The sequence below is a fragment of the Streptomyces sp. NPDC058052 genome, assembly GCF_042885515.1.
In the GTDB taxonomy this organism is placed as follows: Bacteria; Actinomycetota; Actinomycetes; order Streptomycetales; family Streptomycetaceae; genus Streptomyces.
In genome coordinates this window covers 1-26470 of record NZ_JBHVRX010000059.1, presented here as the reverse complement: position 1 = coordinate 26470, position 26470 = coordinate 1, and the positions used below count along the sequence as shown (strand labels likewise).

Sequence of the window (26470 nt, the reverse complement as noted above, 5' to 3'; positions counted from 1 at the left end):
GGTAGAGGCCGGGCGGGACGAAACGCCCCCGATGACGGGGACCATGACCGTAGCGCAGCACTCTGACAACAGCCCCTGCACCACCACCTGTTGCTTCCGTGCGCCCCTGCGTGCGCTGCCGGGGGCGACCATCGACGGGCACCTCACCCGGCCTGCCCCTGCACAGGCCGACAGAGAGTGCGCCATCCGGCATCGCCACTCCGCCCTTGACGACTTCGACATGAGACCTGTCCTGACTCCGGAGCTGGACGCTTATCACGGCGGCGAATCGGACGTAGCGGCCGCTACAGGGACAGTCCACTCCCAAGATCTTCGAAAGATCTCCGGTTTAGCCATCGATCTCAAGACGTGACAGCGCATCGACGCCTTCGATCTTGAGGTTGCGTGTCCGCGGAGAAGGCGATCGCGACCCGGTCGAGGCCGTCAGCCGGGGCTGATCTCCTGGCGGGCGCCCACTGTCCCATGGCGGTCATCCGCTCGAGGAGGTCGAGGCTCGGTATGGCGACCAGAGCTTACGAACCGTGGGTTCGACATCGCACCGCTCCACTCTGATCGAACTGTCACGGCAGCTGGTCACGACAAAGCCATCGCCGATGCCGACATGGCCCCGACAACACCACTCCACCTTCCCTGCCGGCCGCCCCCTCCCTTGCCATGAACAGTGGCCCTGTCGGGGGAAGGGCGGGCTGGAGCAGCCGGACCTGCATTCCGGCTGCGGGAAGAAGCCCGCGCCGGGTGAATGTCAGCGGCGCAGGTCCGCATAGATCCTGGCGGTCACACCTGGTTCACCGGGAATACGGCGTGCCTTCGGGGTACCTGAGGTCGTCCAGTGCCGGTTGAGTTGTTCGGCGGCGGCCTGCAGGGTGTCCTCATCGGCGGCGGTGATGTCCACGACGACGAGGCCGGGTTCGGTCAGGTGGATAGGGTCGATGGCTTCCATGCCTGTCAGAACGTTCTATGGAGGCGGAGGTTCTGGGGCGACGGCCTGATCACCGGGACGAGGGGTGCGGCTGGCGGCTTTGACGCCGCGGGGGCGCTCCGGTGGGGGCGGACACAGGCGAGGGCGTACGGTGCCACCCGGAACCTGGGCAGAGTGGTGTGCGGGAGCTCTCAAGTGGGTGGGCCGGTGCGTGGCGCCGGGCTTGTGGCGCAGTCCTGCACAAGTGATCGCCTTGCGCTGGTCGGCGTCTCCCCTCGGTGCGACAGGCGGTCTGTCCTCGCTCCCCTCTCACGGCCTGCTTCCGTTCGCGAAGCGGCGCCTTCTCACGGTCAGGACGACGGACCAGGCGTGGGGTGATGCAGCTCTTGCGCGGGCCATCACGGCTCGGGCTTGTTCGGCGGTTCGTTCTGAATGATCCACATGGCGGGGCGGTAAAGCGTTTCTCCGGTGAACCGCCGTCCCCCACACGGCTGACGGGATGCCCGGTTCCGGCATGTCAGGGCCTTGATCACCGATACACCTGCGGTCGTGATCAAGAACTTGATGCGCGGTGCGACCGCGCTCTGCCTCGCCCTGTCCCCCCTCGCCCTCCCGACCGCGGCATCCGCCGCCCCCGCGGCGCCGAATGCGGCGCAGGTGCTGAACCTCGCCGACGCCGTCGACCTGATCCCGGTCGCGGACGAGTCCCGTGCCGGATACACGCGGGACAAGTTCAAGCACTGGAACACCGGCCTCGACGCGACCGACGGCTGCAATACGAGGGCGGAGGTGTTGCAGGCGGAGGCGGTCGAGTCTCCGGCCGTGGCGGCCGGCTGCAAGCTGTCGGGCGGGCTGTGGGTGTCGTACTACGACGGCCAGGAGGTCAACGACCCCGCCAAGCTCGACATCGACCACATGGTGCCGCTGGCGGAAAGCTGGGACTCCGGGGCCTCGAACTGGGATGCGAAGCGGCGTGAGGCGTACGCCAATGACCAGGACGCCGCCGCCTCGCTGGTCGCCGTCACCGCGCGGACCAACCGGCAGAAGGCCGACCAGGACCCGGCGACCTGGATGCCGCCGCATCCGGACGCCCAGTGCCGCTACATCGGCGAATGGACCGCTACCAAGCTCCGCTGGGGCCTTGCCGCGGACCAGGCCGAGGCCGACGCGCTGAAGGTGTACGCCGAGGCCTGCGAGACCACCGTCGTCCACTACACCCCCGCCCCGTAGCCGAAGGAGACCCCCGTGGCTCGAATCCCCCGCACTCTCGCGGCCGTGCTCATGACCGGCGCCCTGACCGCCGGATACTTCGTCGTCGCCTCACCGGCGAACGCCGCGACCTGCCCGACCACCCGCTCCCCCCGGATCGACGGCGGCAAGGCTCACTGGAAGCTCTCCTGCCGCGACGGTGATCTGAGGATCACCGGCTGGGTGGACGACACCCGCGCCGACGCCAAATGCGCAGTCGTACGCATCGACCCCCACGTGGGATCCCTGCGCGAGATCAAGGCCTGCGGTTCCGGGACGCGTGAGACGTTCGACGAGACCTTCTACAGCACCGACACCGCGAACGTCACGCTCTTCCTGCGCTGATCACTACGCCCCGGCATGCCCCGGATCTGTCCAGGACCGTCCAACGCCTCCTCGCGGCCAGCGAAAGTGGGGAACTGGTGATCGATGAGTCGGCCAGAGAGCTGCTTGGCGGCAACAGCCTTGGCCGGGGGCAGCAGCCGTCGGGGCGGTCACGCATGCTGCACGGGTGTGCAGATCCCACCGGTGGCCGCAGCACGGATCCTGCGACATAGCCCGCCCGCGTGGAGATGAACCGGCTGGCTCGTCCTCACGCCCGTGCACGCTGCGAGGCCGCCGGAACCCCTCAGTCCTGACGACAAAACAAGCCGGACGAGCACTCAGTCCTGGCAACGCTCGGCAGGCCGCGTCTAGCGTGTCGGGGCGCGCTTCGCGAGCGGCTGCTCGGCTCCAACGACCCGGGAGAGGACATATGGCCACTCATCTTCGATCGGCTTCCAGGCGGGCCGGGCCGGTCCTCACCATCGCCGCACTGCTCTGCTTCACCGGAAACGGCACCGCCGTCGCGGCCTCCTCCGGCGAGATCAAGAACCTGAAGACCCAGTGGTGCGTCGACGACAGCAATATCGGTCTGCGCGCTCATCCCTGCAATGGCCTGCCCTTCCAGAACTGGATCCCCAAACCCGCCTTCAACGGCAACGTCGGATTGAAGAACGCAAGCACGGACCGCTGCCTCGACGACAGTGTGAACGGCCTGCAGGCACTCGGCTGCAACGGGCTTGCGTTCCAGCGCTGGCGACTGGTTGTGGACACGAAGAAGATCGCATGGACGTTCGTCAACGAGGAAACCGGAAGGTGCCTCGACGACAGCATCAACGGGCTCAAAACCCTTGAGTGCAACTACAGCGACTTCCAGAAGTTCAAGTGGCAAGGGCAGTAGGCATCTCCCCCGCCGTCCGCGCACCGCGACGCGGGATCAGCGTCAGCACGGCTGATCGCCAGGTCCCGGCTGGTCAGGCCCAGCACCAGCGCGGCAGAAGCCAGGCCGGCAGCAGCGGCTTTGCGCACAGGAAGATCGAACGGTGCGGCTGTCCCGGTACGGCTGGCTCTGTACAGAGCCAGCCGTCGCTTCCTCGTGTCGGGCCTCGACTTGCCGGCTGGTCGGTCCAGGGCGCTGGTCAGATCAGGGGCGGGCCCAGGGGCTGGTGGGTTCTGCTGAGGTGCCGGGTTCATGAGGCCGGGGTTGAAGGAGAGATCGTTCGGGCCGCTAAAGATCTCCAGACGTTCCTGGTCCGGCGGGAGACGGAGATTCTCGTAGTAGGCGTCGTCCTGGCCCAGGGAGAACCACTGCCGGGGACCGTCCAGGTCATCGCGTGTTTCGAACTTACGGCGTCAGCGGCGCTTCGCGGGTGCGGTGCCGACTCGCGTGAAATCGTCGGGCTTCTCGTTAATGAGCAGGCCGCCTGGATCCACCAGTGGCGCCACGACCGGGTGGAGGTCCTGTCCGGCGGGGTCGTCCTGGCCGTCGTGCCATCGTGCGACCGCCCGGCCGGCGCCTGCCACCAGGTCGGCGAGCTGGAGGGAGGGGTGGTCCACCGAACGGCCGCAGCCCAGGCTCTCAAGGTGGCTCTGCTTGATCAGGCCTTGCACCAGACCCACCGCTGTCGCTCCGCGTTCCAGGACGTCGAGTTTGTCGTCGGTCAGCAGCCGTTGGTCGTCCGCTAGGACCTGGAGCTTGCCGCCGAATCGGATGGCGGCGTGGAGGATAACCGTCGGAACGGCGGTGACGAGCGGATCAGTGGCGTCATCGAGCAGCCCGTACTGTCCCGTCGGAGTGGCCGCGGCCGGACGCTCATGGGCGAAGGCTTCGGCTTCGTGACGGGATTCTCGTAGCAGTTCCAGCACCCGTGTCGCCTTCTTCGCCTGCGGGGCCTTACGGCGGCGGGCGTGGGCGTGGCACTGCTGGATGACGGTGAAGAGGTCGTCGACGGTGACGTGCTCGCCTGTCCGGTTCCTTTTGGAAAAGAAGCCCACGGCGGTGGCGATGAGCCGGTCGAAGCCCTCGTGGCCCATCGCCCGGGGGCCTTCGGTGGCCAGGTCCAGGGCGAACTGCCGGGCGACGCCGTTGGTGACGATGTCGATGCCCATGGCGTTGAACTGCTCCTCCAGCAGGAGGTCGACGAGTTTGGCCGCGACAAAGTAGTGCTTGTCGATTACGTACACCGAGGCACGGTCATGAAGGGGCCGCCGGGCATCAGCAGCTCGCCCAGGAGTTGGCGGCGTCGGGCCGCAGCCGGGCCGGCGAACATCTTCTGGAACTTCAGCTCGGTCGCGGACTTCTGAATCCCCGCCTCCCTGCGCAGCGTGTCCACGATGGCAGCGGCGTCCACGTCATCCACGGCCACCGAGCCCAGGATCATGTAGCGGTCGCCGCCGTGTAGCTGATCGCCGTCGTAGCCGGACTCGTCGATGGCGATCCACCGCCCGGCCGCGTTCCGGTCGTCGGTCGGTTCCTGACGGCTGCGACGGCTGAAGTTCGCTCCGAGCAGTCCCGTCCCGGCGTTAGGCGCATGGTCACGTTCGATCATCCCGCCATCCTCGATGCACGGCGCCGCCCCGACAAACTGCCCGCCTGATCCCCTCGTCTTCTGTGGCTAGCGAGGAAGAAGCGACTGCAGGAAGCCGTCTCGTCCTGACGTCTCTTGGGCGCGTGCCCAAGAGACGTCAGGAGCCAGGCTCCTGAGGTTCCTCACTCGCGTCCTGTTCTCGTGTAACAGCGGGGCGGGCCGGCCCCACACGAACGACAACCGTGGGTGACAGGCGGACGTCGACCCCTTTACTGCCCGACCCCCTCATGATCTTGGCGACCGTGAGTGGGGGAAAGGCGAAACGTACCGAGATCTGCGGTATGGAGAACTGCATGTCACCGGGCTGCTTCGCGGCGCCAGGCGCTCGCTGCTTGGTGGCGAGGGGGTGTCGAATGCCTGGATACAGGGCTCCGTAGAGATCCTGAAAGAGACGGATGTGACGCAGTCCTTCCCAGGTGAGCCGCGCGGCGCAGACGTCTCCGAATTGATGCTGCTGTGCGAGGCTAGGTGGGAGGAGCTCTAGGGTGGCTGAGCGCCCAAGGACTGTTCCAGGTACCCACGGCCCGTCTGGGCGAGCGCCTGCGTCGTGCATGTCGACGAGCGCCTGCCAGGCGTCCGATGGCACCGAGCGTCGGTGGAACTGCTCGAGTCGCTCTGGAATGAGGGCGAGCTCCTTGGAGAAATGCTCCAGCCAGCGTTCGCTGGCTGCGTGGGCCAGGTGCTGGCGTTGGGGGTCGGTGTCGAAGTCTGCGATCGCTCGCTCGCGCCTCATTCTCAGGAGGAAGTGCCTGAGTTCGCCAAGTTCGTGGGTCAGGACTCTTCTCGTGCGTTGCGGAGGTCGCCCGTACAGGGCGGCCAGGTCGAGGAGGTCTGCATCGTCAACCGCGGGGCCCTTCCACCGGCCGGGCTGAGAGACGTATCGGTCCACGAGCTGTGTAAGCACGGTCCCGGCCGTCGAGATCCGGGCGCGTACGGCGGGGATGTTGTTCATGGCACGCTCGAGCGCATGCGCCGAAACAGACAGGGTCTCGGCTACGTCATCAAGGAATCTCGGTCGGCGTGCGGGCACGATGCCTTGCTGTTCGAAGCGGCGGTAGAGCTTGATCGAGACTCCCATGCTGTTGACCATGTCTTGGGCGCTTCGGGCGTGAGCTCTGCGCAGGTCGGCAACTGTCCATACGCTGATGCGTTCTTGCGCCATGAGGTCCATGGGGCGGACTCCGACTGCCGCGGCCAGGCTTCGGACTCTCTTGGGGTCCGGCACCCGGTGACCGTTCTCGTAGGCGATGACCTGCGCTTTGGTTGCGCCGATCCGGGCTGCCAGACGCTCGGCACTGAGGCGCGAGTGCATGCGTGCACGGCGTAGTGCTGCGGGTTCGAAGTCTGTCAGGCCACGTGCCATGAGTTCCCTGCCATGACCAATGTTGCCCTTCCTGCGGGTTCCGTAGGTGCAGTTTAGGGGTACCTTTAGGTTGGCTCCAAGGAGGGAGTTCCCAAAACCTAGCTTGGTCTTGACCTGTGACTTGTGCAGCTTTAGCGGCCAATCAGGTGGAGGATCTCGGGGAGATGCGCGAGCTTGGGGGTCGCGGGGAGCAGGTGGGGGTTGAATCTGTCCTTGCTGGGTTCCTGCGGCAGCCTGTCGCGTAGACAAGAGTGACCTCGTACCCCCCGGTTAGCTATGCCGTGGTGGGGGCACGAGGCCGTCTCATGGGCTTCAGCCTCGAATCCGGGCCTCCTGTTACCGCAGGGGGCCTGGTGTCGTTTGGAGTCCTGTCAGGTTGCATCGCCCTGGGTCCGTAGACCTTGGGGCGTGAGCCGTTCGAGTGCTCCGTGACGTTCCGGTGCCGCTCTCTCCCCGCCGGAGGGCGGGGCCGCTTCCATGAGCATCACCTCCCTCCTCTTCCGGGGCGGTCGACCCCGATCGGGATTGCCGACCGATTCCGACATGAGAGTGAAGGGTGGTGCAGTCAAACTCTACCTGTTCCGGCGAACGCAGCGGATCCACGCTCGCCGCGATGAATCCCAGTTCATGGCGTTTCAGGCAGATATGACGGGCAGTGGAGACAGGTCGCCGGCCTGAGAGCGTGACGTCATCGTCACTGAGAGTCTGCCGCTGCCCTGCCCGGTCCTTTCCGGGGCCGGTGCACACGGCTGGGCGGTGTGTCTGTCGGACTGCGTCGTGTGCGCGCGGGCGTCCAACTCCGTTTCGGCGGAGTCACCTGCATTGAACGTGTAGCTAGGCGGCCTACGGAAGCGAGCGGCTGTGCGCCACAGCCGGGTTCAGCCGGCCAATGGGATGCTGCTGCAGTGTGCGAGGTGTTCGGTCAGGGGAGCCTGGCCCTGATGACCTGGGCTCGGTGTTCTTCGAAGAGCGCTTCCGCTTGCGCGTACTCGGCCTCCCAGGCAGCCCGTTGAGCTTCAAAGCCTTCGAGCCACTCATCGTTCTCCGCGTCGAAGCCCTCGGGGTAGATGTAGTTGCCCTCGTCGTCGTACTCGGCTGTCATCCCGTACCGGGTGGGGTCAAATTCAGCGCTGGCAGGGTCGCGCCCGAGGGTCTCGTCGGCTCTCTTGAGTGAGAGCATGAGCCTGCGGCGTTCCAGGTCGAGATCGATGACCTGCACGAAGACCGCGTCGCCTGCTTGGACGATCTCATCGGTGCTGTCGATGTGGCGCGGTGCGAGCTCCGAGATATGGACCAGGCCTTCAACTCCCGCGACCACGCGTACGAAGGCCCCGAACGCAACCGTCTTGGTGACTTCACCGCGGACGATCTGACCAGGGATGTGCGTTCTGGCGAACTGCTCAAGGGGGTCGTCCTGGGTCCGCTTCAGTGACAGTGTGACTCGCTGGAGCTCCAAGTCGACTTCGAGTACTTGGACGGTCACTTCCTGGCCGATGGTGACTGCCTCGGATGGATGGTCAAGGTGAGCCCAGGAGAGCTCAGAGATATGGACCAGCCCGTCCAGACCGCCCACGTCGACGAAGGCGCCGAAGTTGACAATCGAGGAGACGACGCCGGTTCGCATCTCGCCTGTCTCGAGGGTGGACAGGAAGGCGCGACGGTTCGCTTCCTCGGTCTCCTTGAGCCAGGCACGGCGAGACAGGATCACGTTGTCGCTGTCGCGGTCCAGCTCGATGATCTTTGCTTCGACCTCCTCGCCGAGGAACGCAATCAGGTCGCGGACCTTGCGCGTGCCGATCAGTGATGCGGGCAGGAAGGCGCGCAGCCCGACATCGACGATGAGCCCGCCCTTGACCACTTCCACGACGGTGCCGGCGATGGTCGATCCGGCTTCTGCGACGTGCCGGAGTCTTTGCCATGTTCGTGTCGCGCGGGCTCGGTGTCGCGACACGAAAGGAAAGCCGTCACGAGTTGTGGACGACAGAACTTCGACTTCGATCTCTTCGGCCAGTGCGGGCCACTCTTCGGTGTTCTGCCCCTCATCTGCCAGGACGCCTATTCCGTCACCGATCGTGACGTAGAAGCCGTCTTCGTCCTGACGGCTCACCGTGGCGGTGACGATGTCTCCGGGGCGGAACTGCAATGAGCTGACACCGGGGTGGGCAACGTGGGCAGCATGATGGAGGCTTTGCCGCACCGCGCGATCGAGCTGGCGGGCGATCGATCGATGTTGGCCTCCGCCGCCGCTGAGGACGGCAACTGCCACTTCGGCGAACGGCAGGCTCCTGGCGTTGAACGCCTGGTCCGAGGTGCTCTCTGTGACGAGGGAGGCCAGAGCCCGGAAGTCCAGCGTTCCCCCGAACGTCGCGGCGACCTTTCCGGAGACCTTGGCCAGGACGTCTTCCAGGAGGTGGAGCGATTCGCCGCGAGTCAGTTCCGCCAAAAGTTCGTCACGGACGCCAGGTTGGAAGTCGTAGACGATGTCGTCGGGGTCCTGGGACCCATGCTCGGGGTTGCGTCGCGAGATGAGCCCGGAGACGAAGAGCTGCGCCAGATCTGTCTGCTTCGACCGCGGCAGTACAGCCTGCTGAACGATCCGCATGACGGGCAGGCTGAGGGGTACCGCCGCGAGGTGGCATGCAAGGCGGTACGCCTCCGGTGTGCTGCCGCTTTGGAAGCGCAGGATCTGTTCGGCCGCTTCGGCCGGCGCAGGCGCTCCTTCGGGATCTGATTCTTTGTTGTTTAGAGGTGTGGCCAGCATGGGCACCCAGTCGGGTCTGCGGCCGGCGAGCTGTTCTGCCCACGGCGTGAGCCAGGAGCCGTGCACTTCCATCACGGGCAGCCAGGCCGGGCTGTTCGCAGGCTTCCGCCGAGCGCCGCTGGCCGCTGCTGGGGCAGTGCGGAATGTCTGAACAGGGCGCAGAGGGTCTCGGACTCGCGTCTCAACACTGGTGGTAGGCAGTGCTGTGCGGTGCCACAGGCGCCGTGGGAGAACTTGCAGTGCCGCTGTGGGGCGCTCGTTAACCGCCCGGGCCAGGAAACTGGTGAGTTGTCCTGCACGCCACGCTGGACCGACGCCGTCGGTGAGCACCAGGAGGATCCGGTTGCTGTCTGCCGATCGCAGAGCCTGGTACCACTGGCCGGCAGCAGCTTTGTTCTGGCGGAAGTTGATGCGCTGGCGCCGGTATGGACGGAGGCTGGGTGCTGCGGTGTCGGTGTTGAGCGACCAGCAGCGGACATCGTTGAAGGCCCCGTGGCGCTCCAGCAGGGTGTACAGCTCCGATGCCAGGTGGTGCCACACCGCCATCGTGGAACCCGTGTCCACAAGTAGGTCGACCCCGAAACGAGGCTTGGTCGATTGGCGCCACACAGGCAGAAGACAGCCGGCTTGTCCGGTTGTCTGGGCCGTCGCTTCCTCGTCGAGGGTCAGCGGACCTGCGGCGGGCACCATCTGGCGCAGCGGGCGCAGAGCGCGGTTGAGATGGAGCGGGTCCGGCAGAAAGCGGGGGCGGGAGACCTGGACGACGTGTGCGTGGCCAGCGGGGGTGGCGGCGGCGGTCAGGGGGTGCAACTGCACGCGTGCTTGGAAGTGACGAGCGGAGTCTGGGCTCATCTCGGGTACTTCCCCGGAAGCAGGCGTCGGGGTCTCTACGGGAAGCTGCTCGACGGGGCGATGGTCGCAGGGCATTGTCGAGTGAACGGGGACGGCGGGCTGGACGCCTGAACCGGACAAACGGGAGATGTGTGAGATCCACAGCACGTCGGCGAGGTCTTCGGGGCGTGGTCCGCCGTCCTGTGGGCCCAGGAGCTGTGCGAGGGCGCTCAGGAGGTGGTCACTGGTGTGGGTGGTCATGGAATGTTCAGCCGTCGCTGAGAGGCCGAAGGAGTACGTCGTGAATCATGTCGCGGCCGGGCTGGTGCCCCCACAAGCCCCGCTCAGCCATGAGAAGTGCGTTAAGCAGTTGGTCGTTGGCCAGGGCTGCGTCCTCCTCACGCTGGCGGCGCAGGAACTCGGCGATGAGTTCGGTGCGCAGTGAGGCAGTGTCTTGGTTCCCTCCCAGGTGGGCGGCAACCATCGCGGCGAGGCGAGCCTCGTCAGGGGGCTGGACCTCGAGACGAACGCATCGACGGAGGAAGGCTGCGGGGAACTCTCTCTCCGCGTTGCTGGTCAGCACGACGAAGGGGAATTGTGCGCAGCGCACCCAGCCTCCTGTGATCTTGGCTGTCCCCAGCTGGTCCGCTGTCATGACGTGCTGTTCCTTGTCGGGTCCGAGACGGGCCAGCTCCGGGATCTCGAACTCTCCTTCTTCGAAGACATTAAGGAGATCATTGGGAAGATCAACGTCGCATTTGTCGATCTCGTCGATCAGAAGGACCCTGGGCTGCTTCCAGGGCAGAAGTGCAGTCCCGAGCGCTCCTAGACGCAGGTACCTTCCGATGTCGGGCTTCTCGTCGGCTGTGGCGGAGCGTTCGATGCCGGCGTCATGGAGGCGGCCGACAGCGTCGTAGGCGTAGAGGCCGTCGTGAAGGGTGGATCGACTTGTGATCGACCAGCGGAGTACGGGGCCAAGGCCGAGTTCATGGGCGACAGCATAGGCGAGGGTGGACTTGCCTACGCCGGGTTTTCCGGTGATGAGCAGGGGGCGGCGCAGGTGCAGGGCGAGGTTGACGAGATGGATCTCTTTGGTGTCGGCCTGGTAGGCGCTGGCTTGGCGGTCGCGGCCGAGGCGGCGGGCGGTCGCGGCGGTGACTTCCGTGGCGGGCAGGGCCATGAGCTGGTCGGCTGGCGGGGTGTCGAAGGTGCGCCAGGCGGGTGCTTCGGGAAGGTTTTCGATGGCGCTGTGCGGCTTGCCGGTTCCGCGGTAGATCCACCAATCTTCTTCGGTCTTCTGCTCGGGGCTGCTGCTCATCTCTTTGCCTTTCATAGCATTCCTGCGAATCTGCTGTCCTGCCGGTTGTCCACACACTCCGGGTCTTCCCATAGAAGCGTGATGTGGTTGCGCACGTCATGTTCTTCTGCGATGCGTCCGGCTTTTCGACACCTGAAAACGACTTCAGGAAGCTCTGTCAGGCAGAGCGGTTGGTGTTCCCGGAGGGCCTCGATGAGATCGTGGGGCGTCCCGGGTCCGCGCCGCCACAGCACGACCGGGACGCCTTCGGTGAACATGGCTTCGTCGACGGCTCTACGGATGTCTGGGGAGAGCTGATCGTATGGCTTGCTCAGACCAAGGCAAGCCAGGGTGGGCCGGTCGATGACCCAGGCGGAGATTTCGGAGGGTTTCGCCGTCTCCATCGATGGCCAGCTGATGAGTTCGATGACGTCACTGGCGTTGCCGTGCGCCCGCAGGTAGCCCCAGCGTTCGATCCAGGGTTGTCTGCTGAGAAAGGTGTCGACGTACCGTTCAAGGGAGCGGACGACCACGGGGTGATGGTGGCCCAGCGATTGCTGTGCGGCTCCGGTCGACCAGAGTTCTGCCGGATGTCCGAGCAGAGGTGCCGGCAGGAGGAACTCGATTCGTGTGGACTGGTTGTGGGCTTGCTCAAGCTCCTCGGCCAGGACGGTCCACTCGCTGAGTGGTCTGGTGCCGGAGGTGAGCAGTTCGCTCCTTGCCAGTGTGGCGGGTTGTCCAAGGGCGCCGACGCGCACGATGGCGCCACCGGATCGAGGCTGGCGGTAGCAGGTGGCCTGGAGGCTGTACTGCCCGTCCTCGACGTGGGGGGCGTCGAGCTCTTCCAAGCGGATCTGGACGATGAGGCGGTAGTCGCCGGTGTCGGCGGTAGCGGTCTCCGGAGTAGGGCAGGGCTGTATGCCTGACGTCCGCAGCAGTTCCCGTACCGGCTCCAGCTTGTCATAGAAACCGCTTTGTTCGTCGCTTGTGAAAGCCTGGAGGAAGCCTGCGAGCTTCACCCTTCCCAGGTCGTGTCGGAGGTCTGCGATGCGGGCCAGGATTTCAGGAAGGGTCTCATAGCCGGTCAGCAAGTTCAGGCCTTGACCTGCCGCCGCTACGTAGGGGCGCAGAACGGCAGGGCGTGGTGGCGGCTGCAGTGTCCTGAGGTGCCTGACCAGGGGCACCATGCAGTCGGCGGACAGGGGCTGCCCATCGACCACGGAGCCTACGATGATCTGCAGCCATGGCAGGGCCGCATCGTGGGGTGACATGGCTTTGAGGGCGTCGCGAAGTGACTCCAGGACCCCGAGCGGATCGCTGCGGGTCGCGGCGACACCGAGGAGAGCGTTGATGTGAGTACGGGCAGCTCCGTCCTCGCGGACGGACGTATCCATGCCCGGGGACCGTGGGTCTGTGGACATGCGCTCGAGGAGGCCGTTGCGTGTGTCTTTCTGCCCCATTCCTACGAAGGAAAGGACGATCTCGCACAGCAGGTCGCCGGCAGCAGGGAGCCAAGGCTGGGGGCATGCCAGCGCAGCTTCGTCCGCACTCTCCATGGCGCTACGTGGTCTCCCAGCCTCCCACGGAGCGGCCGACTACCTCACGGAGGCGTTCGAGAGCGCCGTCATAGGGAGCGAGTTCCTCCATGGCGGTGTAGATCGCGATGAGCGCGGCGGTGCCGTCACGGAAGTGCCGGGCCCGGTGGACGATGCGGGAAAGGTGGTCTCGCTTCGCCGGTCGTTCGTCGGCCTCGAAGGAATACGGTAGGCCGAGGAGCTCGCCCATCCTGTCCAGGAGGTCGTATCGATTGTCGGGGCGGGACAGCCCCGGGAAGCCCATGAGCGCGTCCACGATGTCTGCGTCGGTCGGAACGGGTCCGGAGGCCACGCGGGTGGGGGCTGGTCGCTCGCCCAGAACGTGCAGCAGGTCGTCCAGGGTAACGGACCAGCCGCCTTGATCTACCTTGTAGTTTCGGCTGCCCTTCAGTACGCCACACACCATCCCCTGAGGGTTGACCAGGGGACTGCCACTGTGGCCTGGGCGTGGGCCGTCGCCCAGCAGACGCGTGTAGGGACCTGACCAGCCGGAGACCTTCAAGGTGAGCGCTTCCGGCTGTACACCGTCGCCCGGGCCCGCTATGGAATAGCCCAGAGCCATCAGCTCGGTGCCTGTTGGTGGGGGCACGGTGGCAAGCGGCAGAATCGGGTGGCTGTTCAGATCTTCCACACGCAGTATTGCCAGGTCAGGGTGGGGGTAGAAACCGCCTACGCCTCCGCTGCTCGGGTGAGCCGTGACTGCATGGTTCGGGACCGGGTACTCCCCCGATGCGTGATGCACGATGAGGTCGGCTGCGGGCTTTGCCCCGTCGACGACCACGTGCGCCGCGGTCACGACTACGCCGGCGCCGGCCAGGAAGCCGCTGCCTATGAATTCGCCACCGGCCGAGATCCAAACCGTGCCCGCCACCAGCGTCCCCTGGTCTGGCGAGATCGGCTGCGAAGCGGTCACTCCGAAGTCCCGGATCCCTGTGGCGGGGTGTTCCACGTGAGGCGGACAGTCATCGCGGCCTCGCTGCCGGCTTCGGCGATGACACCCAGGAGCTGGCCGGACTTCACAGCCAGCTTGAGACCGAACTCCACTTCGAAGGTGTCAGGGTTGCCTGCCTGACCATCCGTCATAGTGCGTGCTGCCCACCGGCCAACGCCCTGGACCGTGCTGCCGACCTGGTCCAGGGTCATCGCCACTGCCGAACCCAGCTGAGCTGCCGCCTTCTGGCGGAGCCTGACGTCGCCGAAATCCTCCTCGGAGCGCTGCTCGAACGGCAGATTTCCCACGACCTCTGCCGCCACGGATGTGCCGTCGCCCAGATCGATCATGACCGTGTTGTCAGACACAGGACCCCCTCAATGTCACGGGCAGTCATCCTAAGGTCGGCAAGGCAGTGCTGCTGGTATCAAGGGGAGTTGAGATCCGGCCACTCGCGAGCCGGGGTTCTCTCCACGGCCTCGCGCGCGCCGGCTCTGCGGGACCTGGAGGCATGGGGCACGGGACTTCCGCCAGGTCAGCCGCTCAGGTTCGGCGTGGGGAGATGGCACGCCTTGAGGCACGAGGAATCCCCGTCAAGCCGTTGGTCTACCAGGGCGAATACGCAGAGTCTGCCAGTGGCAGCAGACATCGGCATGTACCGCTCACGTCAGTCGTGGGTTCGGAGCACCATCTGAGATGGCAACGAGCAGACTTCGGCGATTTCCAGCAACAACCTGGCGAGGCGTAGAACTGTGGTTGGTGCGACCCGGACGGATCGCACCAGCTTGGCCGAAATCCACATGCAGGCGTCACGGTGGCGATCCAGGGTGCCAGGTCGACCATGGCGTGGATGATCGCGCTGCGGCAGCACGGGGTGTCGCGCGCGTTCTCGATCGCGCCGGCCCTGCTGCATCGCGGCTCTGCCTGCCCCAGCGGCCACTCTGCCGCGGGCATGTGCCCACGGCAGAGCAAGTGGGGCGGCACACTGATGGCATGACCTATGACCTCTCGAAGGGTGCGCCGGCGCCCGAGCCCGAAGCGCGGGTCTTCAAGGGCTACGTCGCGACTGTCACACTCCATGCCGATCGCGCCGAGATCAAGCGCAAGCTCATCGGGAAGGTGAGCGGCGCCAGGGACTGCGTGATTCCCCTCAAGGACGTCATCAAGGTTCACTTCAAGGAGCCGAGCCGTCTTGTGAACGGGTACGTCCAGCTGGCCACCGAGCAGGATCGGGGCCAGTTGCGTATCGCGACGGCAGAGGCTCAAAGGGCCATCGCGAACAACTCTCGGACCGTGATCTTCACCTGGAACCAGCGAGAGACGTATGCCGCGTACGTGGAAGCGGTCACTGCTGCTGTCCAGGCGCAAGGCCGCGGTGTGCTCGACTGAGGGGCGCGTCGCCTGGCGGCTCGCTCGGTCGTACCTGTGTGTCGATCGCTCGGCGAGTCGGCGCAGAAGTGTCGCCAGGCTCAACCCTGAGCAGTCCCTTGTCTCCCCGTGGGCGTGCCGCAGGATCGTCCCGGCCGGTTCGGTCGCGGAAGGTTCGGTGTCAGTCGGCGGAGACGCGTCCCGGTCTTGGCGGTGGGCTCTCAAGTGACTGCTTCCACGATGGATCGTCGCAGGGTGACGGGGTGACGCTCTTTCCCCTCTTCTCTCTGTCCTCGTCGTCCCTCGGTATTCCTGCAGAGAGAGGAGGGGAGAGAGCGTCACCCCCGTCACCCCTGTGGCAACGTGCTCGCACGTCTGTGGGCAACCTGGTCTGCGGTCGTGCGGCTTTTGTCTATGGCGCTGCGGCTTGGTGAACGGTCGAGTTTCGGTTCAGTGGATGGTGGGGTCGAGCCTGCGAGGAGCGGGCCGTGAGGGCGGGGCAGGGGTGCGCTGCAGCCCTTGGGATTCGCAGCTTCCGGTCTCCCATTCCTCGACCTCTCCGGGGTCGAACTGCAGGATGTGGGCCTATCGGTGCAGGAAGAGGTGTGCACTGTTCTGGGGCGGGCGCGTTCGGGTGGTCGGGCAGCTTTCAGGTGTGTCTAATCGGCACGCGAGTTCGCGCCATCATCGAAGTGCCTGACCGGTGCAATGAGCCAGGTGCGAAAGCATGCAGACCCACTCCTTCTCCGCAAGGTCCCTCCCTGTCAACTCTGTTGATTTTGACGGGATTTACTCGCCTCTGGGTAACTGCTGCCTCAGTGTTCGGGTATCGCGTGGGAGTTCGTCCAATGTGGGGTGAGCGGGAGGCGCGGGAAAGGGGCCGGCAAGGGTGTCGCGGGGTTTGCAGGTCGTTTGTCGTGACGGACGAGGGCGGGAGGTCACGAGGCCTGTCGCACAGGCGGCGGGAATCGAGATGGTGGGCGGGGAGCCGGTGTGGGTTCCGCGGCGGCATCCGTCCGAGCGGAGCATTGTCACGTACTGGTGGTCGGCGACGACCGGCGGGCATGTGGGATGCCGGTCGCTGGACCGGCTGTCGGTGGCGATGCTGCTGGATTTCCATCCGAGCGTTGTGGGGTTCTCGGCGTGGACGGCGCGTCTGCAGTGGCGTGAGGGGGGTCGTGTCCGGCGCTTTGTGCCGGACTTTTTCGCGCGTACGGCGGCGGGTGAGACGGTGGTGGTGGCCTGTCCTCCGTCGAAGGGGCCCAGCAGCAGGTGGCAGCGGCAGCAGGCAATGCTGCGAGAGGCGTGCTCCGAGGCGGGGTGGCGATTGTGGTCTCCTCGGCTGCCTCAGCCTGTGGCGTTGGCGAACTTGCGCTGGGTCTCTCGCTACCGGCATCCCCGCATGGCCGACGCGGTGATGGAGCGGGCACTGCTCGATGCGTTCGTCAGGCCGTCCGGGCTGCTGGAGGGGGTCGAGAACTCGGGGCTGCCGGTGCTGGAGGCGCTGCCCCGTCTGTATCACCTGATGTGGCGCCGTAGGCTGAGGATGGACTGGGGTGTCCCTTTGGGTCCGGCGACAGTGGCGCGCCGGGGCGGGGGCTCCATGCCGGCTATGCGGCCGTTTGGGGTCGGAGAGCCGTCATGATGGGCCGGGCGGCTGTTTCCGGGGCGGTGTCGCGTGGGCATCATGGTCTGCTTTCGTGCGGGGACATAGTGCGCTGGCGGGGCGAGCGGTACTCGGTGGTGGTTCTGGACGGGGTGACGGTGCATCTGGCGCCGCGGCCGGGAAGCGGGCTGCCTTTGGTGGTTGTTCCGGTCGGGCTGCTGGCTTCTGCCCGTGACTTCGCTGTCCTGGACGCAGAGGGCCGGCCGGTGGAGCACCCCCCGATTGCCGATTTCGGTCTCATGGAGGGAATCAGTGCCGAGGCCGAACGCGAGGCCCGGATCTGGGAGCGGCATGTCGTGGAGGTGGCGACCGGGCTGCTGCCCGGGCAGGCTGAGGACGCCACGCCTCGGCCGGGCTACGCGCCGGATGAGTTCACGCTGATCGAGCGGTACAAGACGAAGGCGGCCGAGCTCAATGCGGTGCTGGACTTCGACGTGTCGTGGCACACCGTTCAGCGCAAGCGTCTGCAGTACGAGAAGAGCGGCGTGTGGGGGTTGGTCGACAAGCGGCGCACCCGGATGCCTTCGCTGTACGGGCGGTGCGATCCGCGTGTGGTCGATGTGCTGTGTCAGCTGATCCGGGAACGGGAAGGCAAGGTTGCGGTCACCGGGTCGGCGCTGTTCACGCTGGTGCGCCGCACGGTGCGGCGCGAGTACGAGGCTGGGGTGAAAGTTCCGCCGGACACCACGCTGTACAAGCTGCTGGACCGGCTGGGGATCAAGGTGACGGACCTGCGGTCCGCCTCGCGTCGGAGGTCGGGTGCGGGCAACACGCCCGCGCCGCCGTTCGGGACGTCGACCGCGGTGGCACCGGGTGAGCTGGTGCAGGTCGATTCCACGGATCTGGACGTAAAGGTTCTGGGGGATGACGGTCTGGCGACGTCGGTCGAACTGACGGTGATGGTGGATGTCGCCACCCGCTGCATTCTGGCGGCGGTCCTGCGCCCCAAGACCTCTAGGCACCGCCGGGCGCGCAAGGGCTCGCAGCGTCTGGGGCTGATCGCGTCACCCAAGAGCCCGGGGCGTGCCACGAAGGCCGTGGACGCCACTTTGCTGCTGGCGCAGTGCCTGATTCCGCTGCCGATGCGGCCGGGCTTCTCCGCGGCCGCGCACGCCTCGGCGTCTGACCTTCCCTACGAGGAGTTGGTGGCGGCGGACGAACGGGTGTTGCAGGCGGCGAGCCGGCCGGTGATCTTTCCGGATCTGATCGTCATCGACCACGGTTCGGTCTTCACGGGAACGGCGTTTTTCGACGCCTGCGCCTACCTGGGTATCTCGGTGCGTCCCGCCCGCGTCCGCACGCCGACCGACAAGGCGATCGTCGAGCGGACGAACGGTTCGATCAAGTCGCTGTTCAGTCAGTACGTGAACACCTACACCGGCAACAGGCCCGGTTACCGGGCGAAGACCGTGGACGGAGAGACGCTGTTCACGCTCGCGCAGCTCGATGACATCCTGCAGGAGTGGATCGTCCTGGGCTGGCAGAACCGTGTCCACGACGAGCTGCGCAATCCCTACGATCCGAATCTTCCTGCGCTCACCCCGAACCAGATGTATGCCGCTACCGTGCGGGCGGCCGGGTATCTGCCGGTCCCGCTGGGCCGGGACGACTACCTGCGGCTGCTGCCCACCGCCTGGGTGGGGGTCAGTGACGAGGGCATCCGGTTCATGAACCGTGTCTATGAGAACGCCGAGGGCCGGCTCGACCCGTACCGCAACCGCCGGTCGGGGCTGGGCGGCAAACGCCGGGGCGGCTGGCAGCTGCGCTACAACCCCTACTCCCCCGAGCATGTGTGGCTGTACGACCACGAGAAGGTGAAGTGGGTCGAGGCGACGTTCCGGCATCAGCATCTGATCGGTGCGCCGTGGACGCAGTATCTGTGGGACATCGCGACGACCGAGCATCTGGCGCGTGGTGGCCGCAAGGATGATGACGACGCCATCGCCCAGGCTCTGGCCGAACTCCTGGAACGTGCCGGGCAGGGCCCGCAGGAGATGACGGCTGCCGTGGTCCCGGACGGCTGGGGGCCTCTGTTTCCTCCCCCTGCCGCGGCGGCCGTCTTCGACCCCTACGCTGCGGCGGACACGTCCGCTTTGGAGCCGGGGCCGGGGGAGATGGATCTGCCCGACGACGGCATGTACGGGCTGCCCGGTCCGTCCGATCTGTCACGGCGCTCGCTGGACGGCGGTGATCCGCTGTTCTTGAGGACCGCGCCGGCGGGCGGGGGAATGTGGAACGCCGAGGAGATGGCCGCGTTCAAGGACAGCTACTTCGACGGCCTGCCGCCGCTGGACGCCGACAGCGCCCCTTCCGCCGGGCCCTCTGGTGAGCCCGGGCTGCCGAATCCTGGCAATGACCTGTTCGATCTTTCCGCCACCGACCTGGAGGACTGAGAGTGAAGCAGCCGAAAATCGGCGACGAGGAACTGCGCGAACTGGTCGACGGGACGGATCAGCTGCGTCCGCCCGCGCCGGAATGGTGCGACACCCTGACGAACTGGCGCGCCTCGGTCGACCGCGTCCTTGATCCGCCGGATCTCGCCGACTGCGCTCCGCTGGGCACCGAGGTCAGCCCGGACGATCCCCGGTTCGTGTTCCACGGCAGCATGCGCCCGGTGGAGACGCCGGCCATCAAAACGGCCCGGCTGGTGGTGAAGCGCCAGCTCTACGCCAATGCCAAGAGGACATCGGGGCGGCTCGGTGTCATCGTCCAGGGACCGTCCGGCACCGGGAAGACGTCGCTGGTGCGGTACGTGGGCCGGGACCTGGAGGTGCGGCTGAACGAGCGCTACGGCCGTAACGACGACCGGATCCCGGTCGCCGCGCTCAGTGTGCCGGACAAGGGCCGCGGAGGCGCCCGGAACTGGAGCGGGGCCTTCGCCCGTTTCCTCGGGCTGGAAGGGTCGCTGGGCAGCGACCCGACCGATTCGATCTGCTACGTGATGCGCCACTGTCACACCCAGCTCGTTCTCATCGACGGCATCCACCGGCTGCAGCACGGCGCTGATGTGAAGCAGACCTTCGCCTACCTCGAGCACATCAGCGACGAGACCGGGGCCACGTTCGTCTACTGCGGCCGCAACAGCCGCGCCATCGTCGACCCCTACCTGCGCGACAGCGAAACACCCCGGGACAAGAACGAGGATCCCTGGGGCGACCACCCCGTCCTGATGACCAGCCGCCTGGGCTACGACCAGGAAGGCAAGGACCGCTTCCGCCGCATCGTCAACGAATTCGACAAGGACCTGCGGCTCTACCACCACCGAAGCGGCGACCTGACCAGCCTCTCCCCCGTCCTGCACGTGCGCAGCAAGGGCTACCTGCGGGCCCTGTCCCAGATCATCTGCCAGGCGGCCCAGGAGGCCATGCTGTCCGGCGAGGAACGCATCAGCGAAGAGCTGCTCGACACCCTCACGGTCGGACGAGTCGTCCACATCTGACCACCCGCTTCGGTCCGGTCCCGCCGGTGGCGTGTCGGCGCTGGCGGGACCGGTCGGTGCCCGCCGGCACGGCACGCGGGCTGGCGCGCCGCCCGCGGATGAGAGGTCAGGACCGGCCGGTCGTTGTGCTGGTTCTGGCCGGTGGGGGTGTGCGGCGGGTGCCCAGCTGCGGGTCCCACACCATGTGCACACGCTCCAGGGCCTGGCGTTCTTCCTCGATCAGGCTCCCGGGGTCCTTGCGGATCTTGTGGATCCAGGCGCCGAGGCGCACGGGGTGGTCGTTCCACAGGATCTCGACGTGTCTGGCCGGGACGCTGAGGTGTCCTTCGCGGGTGAAGTAGGCGACTGCCGCCTGGAGGTGCTCACGGAACTCCTGGTCCCGTTCCGTGCCGCGGGGGCCGTGGTAAATGCTCTCGGCGTAGGGGCCGAGATGGATGGCGAGCAGGAGCTCTGCCTGGGCGGGGTTCAGGGTGTGGAAGTGGTTGCGCTGGCGGCTGATCCACTGGCCCAGAGGAACGCCGTCGGGGGTTTTGTAGGCGTTGGGGGACGTGCGCGTTGCCGTGCTGTTCGACGTGTGCTTTGGCGTAGGCGTAGAAGCGGCGCCAGGTGACGGTGAAGGGCGGGTTCCACCAGGGGTCGATGTCGGTGAGGGTCTGTACTTGGGCGGGGGTGAGAATGCCGGCTTTGGCTTTGCGCCGGCATTCGGCGATCCAGCGGCCCACGCGGTGGCCGCCGTGCGTGGCGTCATGGGGTGGTGCGAGGTGTCCGTGCTGGGCGGCCCAGGCCCGGGCGTGGTCCAGCATGCGGGGAAAGTCGCCTTCGGGCGGGAGCCACAGCATGCCGAGGGTGTCGAGTGCGGTTCGGTGCTCGGGGCTGAGTCGGCTGATGGTGTGCCGGGTGCGCTGGTTGCCGATCCACTCCCCCAGCGCGAAGCCGTCCGGGTCTGTGTAGTCGGCGGGCACGTCCAGGTGGCCGTAGGTGTCGCGGTAGGAGGTGGCACTGGCGTGGGCCTGGTCCCAGTCCCCTGTCGGGGGAAGGGTGATCTCCAGGCCGAGGACGTGCGCGATCTCCAGGGCGCGTTCGGGCAGGTGGTAGTGGACTTTGCGCGTGGGACGGCTGGTGGAGCCGCTGGAGTGGGGCATGGCGACGCGGTCGAGGAAGGTGTCGTCGTGGGCGCGCAGGGCCTGCAGGATGTTCCACAGGCCGCCGAAGCTGGTGCCGGCCAGGACGTCGTGGGCGCTGGCCCCGTCGGGCAGGTAGACGGGGATGACGAGGGTGGCTTTCTTGCCCTCGCCGGGCTGCTGGCGCAAGGCGCGGCCGATGGACTGGATGGCGTCGATGACGCTTTTGCGGGCGGCGGCGAAGACGACGGCGTCGATGGCGGGGATGTCGACGCCTTCGTTGAGGACACGCACGTTGCTGAGGACCGCGCGTCGGCTGGTTGCGTCGAAGTCCTCGAGCAGGCTTCGGCGTTGCCAGGGTTTCTGTGTGCTGTCGACGGCGTGGGACCACAGGTCGGGAATCGTCAGGTCGCCGGTCACCTGGGAGGCGGTGCTGGGAAGGGCTCTGGCGAAGGCGTGGGCGGCGGCGATGCGGTTGTGGAAGACCAGGACGCGCCGCAGGTCGTGGTCGGCGATGGCGCGCAGCACCGCGACATGGAGGGCCGCGGTGCGCAGTCCGTTGTGGTGGCTGGTGCCGGCGGGCGGTGCGGTGAGGATGGTGCGCAGATCTGTGTCCTCGATGACCGGCATGACGACGCGGTAGTCGGCGAGGATTTTGCGTTCGATGGCGTCGGCCAGGCCGAGGCGGTAGACGGTGGGGCCGAAGATGTCGACGCGGTCCATGGTGGCGTCGGGCATGGACTCGAACAGCGAGGACAGCGCGTTCGCCGGTGCCGGGGTGCGGAAGATGCGCGGGGTGGCGGTCATGTAGAGGCGGAGCTTCGCCGGGATCTGGGCGTCGTCGTGGATGACGCCCCATCCTTTGCCCGAGCGTCGCGTGGCGCGGTGGGCCTCGTCGATCACGACCAGGTCCCACGCGGGTATCCGGTGCTGTTCGTGGACGTGTCGGATGCGGTGCAGGGAGCCGTAGGTGACGAAGACGGTCGCCGGGCCGCGGGCCCGCCCGATCAGCTGGGCGGCAGCGTCCGGGTCGGTGGTCATGATCGCCTGCTCGCCGCTCAGGCCGCTCGTCGTCTGCTTCATCGACGAGACACCGATCGCCATGCCGTCCCGGCCCGCTGGCGCCATCTTTGGATGGTCTGAACGAGGAGCTGCAGGGTGGGGACGACTACCAGGACGTGGCCGTCCCTGGCGGTCTGGTCGGCGATGTGGGCGGCGGTGAGCGTTTTCCCCGTTCCGCAGGCCGACACCATGGTGGCGCGGCGCTCGCCGGATGCGAAGGCGGCCAGGGCTGCGTCGGCGGCTTCGGTCTGGTGCGGGCGCAGGCGCGGCGAAGCGGGTGTCACGTGTGTTCCTCGGGATCGCTGCCGGGCGCCCTCGCTGGGCCCCCGGTGTGGTGCTGACAATGCACCGTATGAGGCGGTTACAGCGGCAAGTTGGGGACCTTGGGATCCGGCCGGATATCGCTGGTGGCGTGGGGAGTCTGAGACATTCTGGGGTTGTCTCCGGCCGAACTGGAGCGGGTGAGGGGGCTGAGGCGGGTGGCGAGGAAGAACACGGCGCGCCGCAAGGTGTGGAGGATGCCGGAGCGTCTGCCGCGGCAGGCGCGGCTGATCGCGGATGAGTCGACGGGATCGTTCCTCGGCCGGCTCGCGCAGCTCAACCACGTGCCGCTGGACGACCTGATGGGCCTCGTCGGCGAGGGCGGCAAGGCGATGCATCCGCGATACACCGAGGTGTACCTCAATCCGGGCGGGCTCGAGCGGCTGGCGGCACTGGCCGGGCGCGGCCCGGAGGTGCTGCAGCGGGCGCTGCCCAGTCTCGCGCCGCATCGCCTGCTCGAGGCGGGGCCGGGGCCGGCGTGGAGGTGGCCGCAGTGGGAGGCGAAGGACGTCTTTCTCGTGCGGGCGTGTGATCTGTGTGCCGCGGCCAAGCGGCATCCGTCGGATGTGTACCTGGTGTCGGTGACCCGGTGGAGAGTGTGCGCCCGGCACCACCGGTGGCTGGACAACCTCCGTGAGGACGGTGCGACCTGGCTGCCACTGCGGAACGTGCCCGAGGTGGTCCGGGCGCACTGTGACCGGGCGGGTCTGGAGCGCAGGCTCGGTGCCGGCGGGCGTGCCCTGTTCGCCGATGCCCTGCACATCACGGCGCTGTGGTGGAACATCCCCGCGCTGAGCCCGCCGGTGTGGGAAGCGCGGGGGCGGCTCCTGGGTGAGGAGGCCGGCGGGGACCTTCGTCTGGCACCACTGGTGTCCTACCCCGAGACCATGCGACTGGCGTGGATGCTCGCGGCCCGGGAACGCCGCCGCATGCGGGGCACCTGGAGCGTCGAGCACGACAGGGCGTGGCTTGCTGCCGTGGGCGCCATGCTGGAGGAGTGGCAGATGCCCGCGGATCTCGCGCTGGCGCCCGTGGACATCTGGATGCAGCACCACCGCATGCCCCCACTGCACCGGAGCAGCAGCCGGCCGGGACAGGGCAAGTGGCGCCGGCTGCCCGCGCCGCACCCTCACGAGGACGCCCCCTGGGGCACTCACCTGGAGCTGCTCACGTGTCTGCCGTGGCGGTTCGGCGACGAGCCCCCGGAAGAGGACGAGACGATGGTCTGGTCCGTCGCGGGCCGAGCCTGATCGTATGAGCGTGGAAAGCCGAGGCGCTGAGGGCACCCGTTGAACCGGCTCTCACATGGGGGCCTGCTCGGGGTCGGGCGCGGCCCAGATCGACACCATGGGGGATGGGGTCGCTCGGCTGGGTGCCGACAGTGCCGTCCAGGCCAGTCCCTCGCGCCACACCGGAACCTGCGACTTCGACTTCGCCGCCACGGGCGGTGACGCCCGCACCTCGGCTTGTGTCCCGGCACCGCCCGGCACGTCGGCGGCCACCACGTCGGCTGGACTCCCGCCCGGCGCGGACAGCACCGCACCACCACGCTTGCGGGCGATCGTCCGCTCCAGCCACTCCTGCTCGGCCGTCGCGAGCTCGGCCTGGATCCGGTCAGCTTCCTCACGCAGCCCGTCCAAACGATGACGGGCGGCAAGCTCGTGCTCTTCCAGTTGTCCGACAACCGACGGCATCTGCGACCTCCGCAGGAGCAACGAAACGACGATCCATCACTCCCGCACCCACGCCACCCCTGCCCATGACCAGCGAAAACGCAGCTGTCAGTCTCAGTTAGGCAGCAGCCTCTACCCGAGCAGAGTTCGCTGAACTGCTGCCTCGCGTCCGTGGATTGGAGGCGAAAATAGGCTACATTCGCCGCTTTTCATTCCATTCCTCCCAATCGTCATCCATTCCGCGCTCGGGGCTGTCGATCTTGGTGTTCCAGCAGCGGGCGAGCTCGTTGAAGTCATCCACATGCCTCTTGAGGCCCCAGCAGAGCCCAGCTATCGGAACCAGCCAAGGTACCCAGCCCGGCCACCCGAATCCGCTGCCGATCGCACCGACCAGGGCTCCGAGAAGGGCAGAGGCAGCAAGGATGGCAATGCAGTCCTTCGTGGCGTGCCTGTAGGGAACCGTCGCCCACGGGTTGTAGGGCCATTTCGACTTGAAAGGCATTAATTCACCGCAAGATGTGAGGAGTTTCGTCGGGGCGGGAATCCTACTATCGGCTGCCGGGTGATCTTGAGGGGTGGTCTCGGGCGACGGCGGTTACACCCGCGGCCTCGTCGAGCACGGCCTGGCCGCGTTCGCCCTGGTCCTGGCGATCGTCAGGCACAGCGACAATATGCGCGGCTTCGTGGTGCTGCCCAAGCAAGGGATCGTCGAGCGGCTCTCTGCCCATCCGATGCGAAGCCGCCGCCTGGTAGGCGACTTCGAACGCCGCACCACCAGCGCCGAGGCGATGGTCTACTGCTCGATGGCCATGGCCATGACCCGCTGCCTTGTCCGCTCACGTTCCGCGCGAGCGTGAACCGGCCCGGCGCCGGCTCGGCCAGCCAGCCCCACGCGCCCAGGCACTTCACCTTCGACCTCAGCGCCTCCACCTTGGCCGGCACCACGTCCATGCCGAACCCGGCGGCCATCTCCTGGCAGGTCAGCGGGCCCCGACGAAGGCGATGCCTGTCCGCGAGGGCTTGCAGGACGCACTGATAGTCCATCGACAGCACCGACGAGTCCAGCCCCTCGCGCCACACCGCAACCTGCGGCTTCGGCTTCGCTGCCGTCCACGCCTCCTCTGCCTGCCCCTGCGCCGACTTCACCCGTTCGGTCCGTGCGTGATCTGCAGTTTTGTCCACCGGACCCAGAACCTCGCCGACCCGCGAACGGGCGATGACCCACTCCTTCCATTCCCACTCGGCCACGGCCAGCTCCGCCTGGACACGGTCGGCCTCCTCCCGCAGCTCGCCCACACGACGGCGAGCACCCAACAGCAGAGGTGTCAGCTGAGCGACGTCATGACGGTTGCCGCCGGTCAGAGTGACGGCGAGAGGGGTTCCGTGTCGGTCGACGATCAGGTGGTACTTGCTGGCCGGCCGGGCGCGGTCGACCGGCGAAGGTCCGGTGTGAGCCCCCCTTTCAGGGCCCGGATGTGCGAGCCGTCGATCGCGGCGTCGTCCATGTCCAGCAGACCGGCTTTGCGTAGTTCGGCCAGGAGCACTTCGTGCAGGCGGGGCCAGACGCCGGCCTCGGTCCAGTCCCGCAGCCGCCGCCAGGCCGTCACCCCGCTGCAGCCGGTCCGCTCGGCGGGCACGTCCCTCCAGCTCACGTTCTTGCGCAGCACGTAGACGATGCCCCGCAGGGCCGCACGGTCGTCCGCCGGCAGGCGTCCGGGATACCGATGTCGCCGCGGCGGGCGGGGCGGCAGCAGCGGAGCGATGCGTTCCCACAGCCCATCAGGCACAAGATCATCCGAAACCCGCAACACTCTGCCGCCACCAAGCCCGACCGCCAAGTCCCTGCACGGAACTCATTCTGAAACGATCAGTTACGAGCTGGTGCGTGATAGCGGCTGATGCGTCGTTGCTGGTGGCTGGCATGATCCAGGTGTGACGATCATGGTCGACCGGACGGTTCTCGCGC

23 protein-coding genes and 3 pseudogenes are annotated in these 26470 nt (G+C 67.0%); 10 read left to right on the top strand and 16 right to left on the bottom strand.

Annotation, left to right across the window (positions count from 1 at the left end; all coding sequences use genetic code 11):
• Nucleotides 1–352, top strand: a 352-nt coding sequence (locus ACFVU3_RS39225; RefSeq protein WP_390073579.1) for a hypothetical protein, incomplete at its 5' end; no start/stop codon positions are given.
• A 390-nt stretch (nucleotides 353–742) separates the two neighbouring features.
• On the opposite strand, the gene ACFVU3_RS39220 is transcribed toward ACFVU3_RS39225, so the two are convergent.
• Nucleotides 743–940 carry a DUF6207 family protein gene (locus tag ACFVU3_RS39220; RefSeq protein WP_250734975.1) on the bottom strand — a complete coding sequence of 66 codons (198 nt, stop codon included), beginning with the start codon at nucleotides 938–940 and terminating at the stop codon, nucleotides 743–745.
• 528 nt (nucleotides 941–1468) lie between these two features.
• On the opposite strand from ACFVU3_RS39220, the gene ACFVU3_RS39215 reads away from it, so the two are divergent.
• The 3 genes from ACFVU3_RS39215 to ACFVU3_RS39205 all read left to right on the top strand — a co-directional run bounded on the left by ACFVU3_RS39215 (nucleotide 1469) and on the right by ACFVU3_RS39205 (nucleotide 3389).
• Nucleotides 1469–2149: an HNH endonuclease family protein gene (locus tag ACFVU3_RS39215; RefSeq protein ID WP_390073578.1), complete on the top strand. Its 681-nt coding sequence runs from the start codon at nucleotides 1469–1471 to the stop codon at nucleotides 2147–2149.
• A 15-nt stretch (nucleotides 2150–2164) separates the two neighbouring features.
• Nucleotides 2165–2512 carry a hypothetical protein gene (locus tag ACFVU3_RS39210; protein ID WP_390073577.1) on the top strand — a complete coding sequence of 116 codons (348 nt, stop codon included), beginning with the start codon at nucleotides 2165–2167 and terminating at the stop codon, nucleotides 2510–2512.
• Nucleotides 2513–2921: 409 nt separating this feature from the next.
• Nucleotides 2922–3389 carry an actinohivin gene (locus ACFVU3_RS39205; protein ID WP_390073576.1) on the top strand — a complete coding sequence of 156 codons (468 nt, stop codon included), beginning with the start codon at nucleotides 2922–2924 and terminating at the stop codon, nucleotides 3387–3389.
• Between the two features lie 452 nt (nucleotides 3390–3841).
• Here ACFVU3_RS39205 and ACFVU3_RS39200 read toward each other — a convergent pair whose 3' ends face one another.
• From ACFVU3_RS39200 to ACFVU3_RS39160, 9 genes and pseudogenes are all read right to left on the bottom strand, one after another.
• Nucleotides 3842–4672, bottom strand: coding sequence for a hypothetical protein (locus tag ACFVU3_RS39200; RefSeq protein ID WP_390073575.1), 831 nt, complete (start codon nucleotides 4670–4672; stop codon nucleotides 3842–3844).
• On the bottom strand, nucleotides 4663–5037 hold the full coding sequence (locus ACFVU3_RS39195; RefSeq protein ID WP_390073574.1) for a hypothetical protein: 375 nt from the start codon (nucleotides 5035–5037) through the stop codon (nucleotides 4663–4665). The genes ACFVU3_RS39200 and ACFVU3_RS39195 overlap by 10 nt, the downstream gene beginning before the upstream one ends.
• Nucleotides 5038–5173: 136 nt before the next feature.
• The gene (locus ACFVU3_RS39190; RefSeq protein WP_390073583.1) at nucleotides 5174–6154 is read right to left on the bottom strand and encodes a hypothetical protein; all 981 of its coding nucleotides are present in this window, start codon (nucleotides 6152–6154) and stop codon (nucleotides 5174–5176) included.
• A 105-nt stretch (nucleotides 6155–6259) separates the two neighbouring features.
• Nucleotides 6260–6439: pseudogene (locus ACFVU3_RS39185) on the bottom strand (helix-turn-helix domain-containing protein); the annotation flags it as partial.
• 922 nt (nucleotides 6440–7361) lie between these two features.
• Nucleotides 7362–10292: an SAV_2336 N-terminal domain-related protein gene (locus ACFVU3_RS39180; protein WP_390073573.1), complete on the bottom strand. Its 2931-nt coding sequence runs from the start codon at nucleotides 10290–10292 to the stop codon at nucleotides 7362–7364.
• A 7-nt stretch (nucleotides 10293–10299) separates the two neighbouring features.
• Entirely contained in the window at nucleotides 10300–11349 is a 1050-nt protein-coding gene (locus ACFVU3_RS39175; RefSeq protein ID WP_390073572.1) for an AAA family ATPase, read from the bottom strand.
• Between the two features lie 11 nt (nucleotides 11350–11360).
• Nucleotides 11361–12722: a hypothetical protein gene (locus tag ACFVU3_RS39170; RefSeq protein ID WP_390073571.1), complete on the bottom strand. Its 1362-nt coding sequence runs from the start codon at nucleotides 12720–12722 to the stop codon at nucleotides 11361–11363.
• 166 nt (nucleotides 12723–12888) lie between these two features.
• Complete coding sequence (locus ACFVU3_RS39165; RefSeq protein WP_390073570.1) at nucleotides 12889–13836, bottom strand: trypsin-like peptidase domain-containing protein; 948 nt, start codon at nucleotides 13834–13836, stop codon at nucleotides 12889–12891.
• Complete coding sequence (locus ACFVU3_RS39160) at nucleotides 13833–14222, bottom strand: CU044_2847 family protein (protein WP_390073569.1); 390 nt, start codon at nucleotides 14220–14222, stop codon at nucleotides 13833–13835. Before ACFVU3_RS39160 ends, ACFVU3_RS39165 begins: the two co-directional genes overlap by 4 nt.
• Before the next feature lie 625 nt (nucleotides 14223–14847).
• On the opposite strand from ACFVU3_RS39160, the gene ACFVU3_RS39155 reads away from it, so the two are divergent.
• The 4 genes from ACFVU3_RS39155 (at nucleotide 14848) to ACFVU3_RS39140 (ending at nucleotide 20327) form a co-directional block, all read left to right on the top strand.
• Nucleotides 14848–15243, top strand: coding sequence for a hypothetical protein (locus tag ACFVU3_RS39155; protein WP_390073568.1), 396 nt, complete (start codon nucleotides 14848–14850; stop codon nucleotides 15241–15243).
• 952 nt (nucleotides 15244–16195) lie between these two features.
• Nucleotides 16196–16867 carry a TnsA-like heteromeric transposase endonuclease subunit gene (locus ACFVU3_RS39150; protein WP_390073567.1) on the top strand — a complete coding sequence of 224 codons (672 nt, stop codon included), beginning with the start codon at nucleotides 16196–16198 and terminating at the stop codon, nucleotides 16865–16867.
• 95 nt (nucleotides 16868–16962) lie between these two features.
• Entirely contained in the window at nucleotides 16963–19281 is a 2319-nt protein-coding gene (locus tag ACFVU3_RS39145; RefSeq protein ID WP_390073566.1) for an integrase, read from the top strand.
• Between the two features lie 2 nt (nucleotides 19282–19283).
• A complete protein-coding gene (locus ACFVU3_RS39140) occupies nucleotides 19284–20327 on the top strand; it encodes an AAA family ATPase (RefSeq protein ID WP_390073565.1) in 1044 nt (347 codons plus the stop codon).
• A gap of 106 nt (nucleotides 20328–20433) precedes the next feature.
• On the opposite strand, the gene ACFVU3_RS39135 is transcribed toward ACFVU3_RS39140, so the two are convergent.
• The 3 genes from ACFVU3_RS39135 to ACFVU3_RS39125 are packed head-to-tail and all read right to left on the bottom strand — an operon-like array spanning nucleotide 20434 to nucleotide 22794.
• Entirely contained in the window at nucleotides 20434–20736 is a 303-nt protein-coding gene (locus ACFVU3_RS39135; RefSeq protein WP_390073580.1) for a helicase associated domain-containing protein, read from the bottom strand.
• Nucleotides 20690–22576 (bottom strand): Helicase associated domain protein, encoded by a 1887-nt coding sequence (locus tag ACFVU3_RS39130; RefSeq protein WP_390073564.1) that lies wholly within the window; start codon nucleotides 22574–22576, stop codon nucleotides 20690–20692. Before ACFVU3_RS39130 ends, ACFVU3_RS39135 begins: the two co-directional genes overlap by 47 nt.
• Nucleotides 22528–22794 (bottom strand): DEAD/DEAH box helicase family protein, encoded by a 267-nt coding sequence (locus ACFVU3_RS39125; protein ID WP_390073563.1) that lies wholly within the window; start codon nucleotides 22792–22794, stop codon nucleotides 22528–22530. Before ACFVU3_RS39125 ends, ACFVU3_RS39130 begins: the two co-directional genes overlap by 49 nt.
• A gap of 234 nt (nucleotides 22795–23028) precedes the next feature.
• On the opposite strand from ACFVU3_RS39125, the gene ACFVU3_RS39120 reads away from it, so the two are divergent.
• Nucleotides 23029–24081 carry a TniQ family protein gene (locus ACFVU3_RS39120; protein WP_390073562.1) on the top strand — a complete coding sequence of 351 codons (1053 nt, stop codon included), beginning with the start codon at nucleotides 23029–23031 and terminating at the stop codon, nucleotides 24079–24081.
• A 51-nt stretch (nucleotides 24082–24132) separates the two neighbouring features.
• Here ACFVU3_RS39120 and ACFVU3_RS39115 read toward each other — a convergent pair whose 3' ends face one another.
• A complete protein-coding gene (locus ACFVU3_RS39115) occupies nucleotides 24133–24525 on the bottom strand; it encodes a hypothetical protein (RefSeq protein WP_390073582.1) in 393 nt (130 codons plus the stop codon).
• Between the two features lie 554 nt (nucleotides 24526–25079).
• Between ACFVU3_RS39115 and ACFVU3_RS39110 the strand changes: the two genes are divergently transcribed.
• Entirely contained in the window at nucleotides 25080–25361 is a 282-nt protein-coding gene (locus ACFVU3_RS39110; RefSeq protein ID WP_390073581.1) for a hypothetical protein, read from the top strand.
• Here the strand turns inward: ACFVU3_RS39110 and ACFVU3_RS39105 are convergent.
• Nucleotides 25321–25800 (bottom strand): annotated as a pseudogene (locus tag ACFVU3_RS39105) (hypothetical protein); the annotation flags it as partial. The gene ACFVU3_RS39110 and the pseudogene ACFVU3_RS39105 overlap by 41 nt on opposite strands.
• Nucleotides 25801–25818: 18 nt before the next feature.
• Nucleotides 25819–26312 (bottom strand): annotated as a pseudogene (locus ACFVU3_RS39100) (IS5 family transposase); the annotation flags it as partial.
• Nucleotides 26313–26470: the final 158 nt, after the last annotated feature.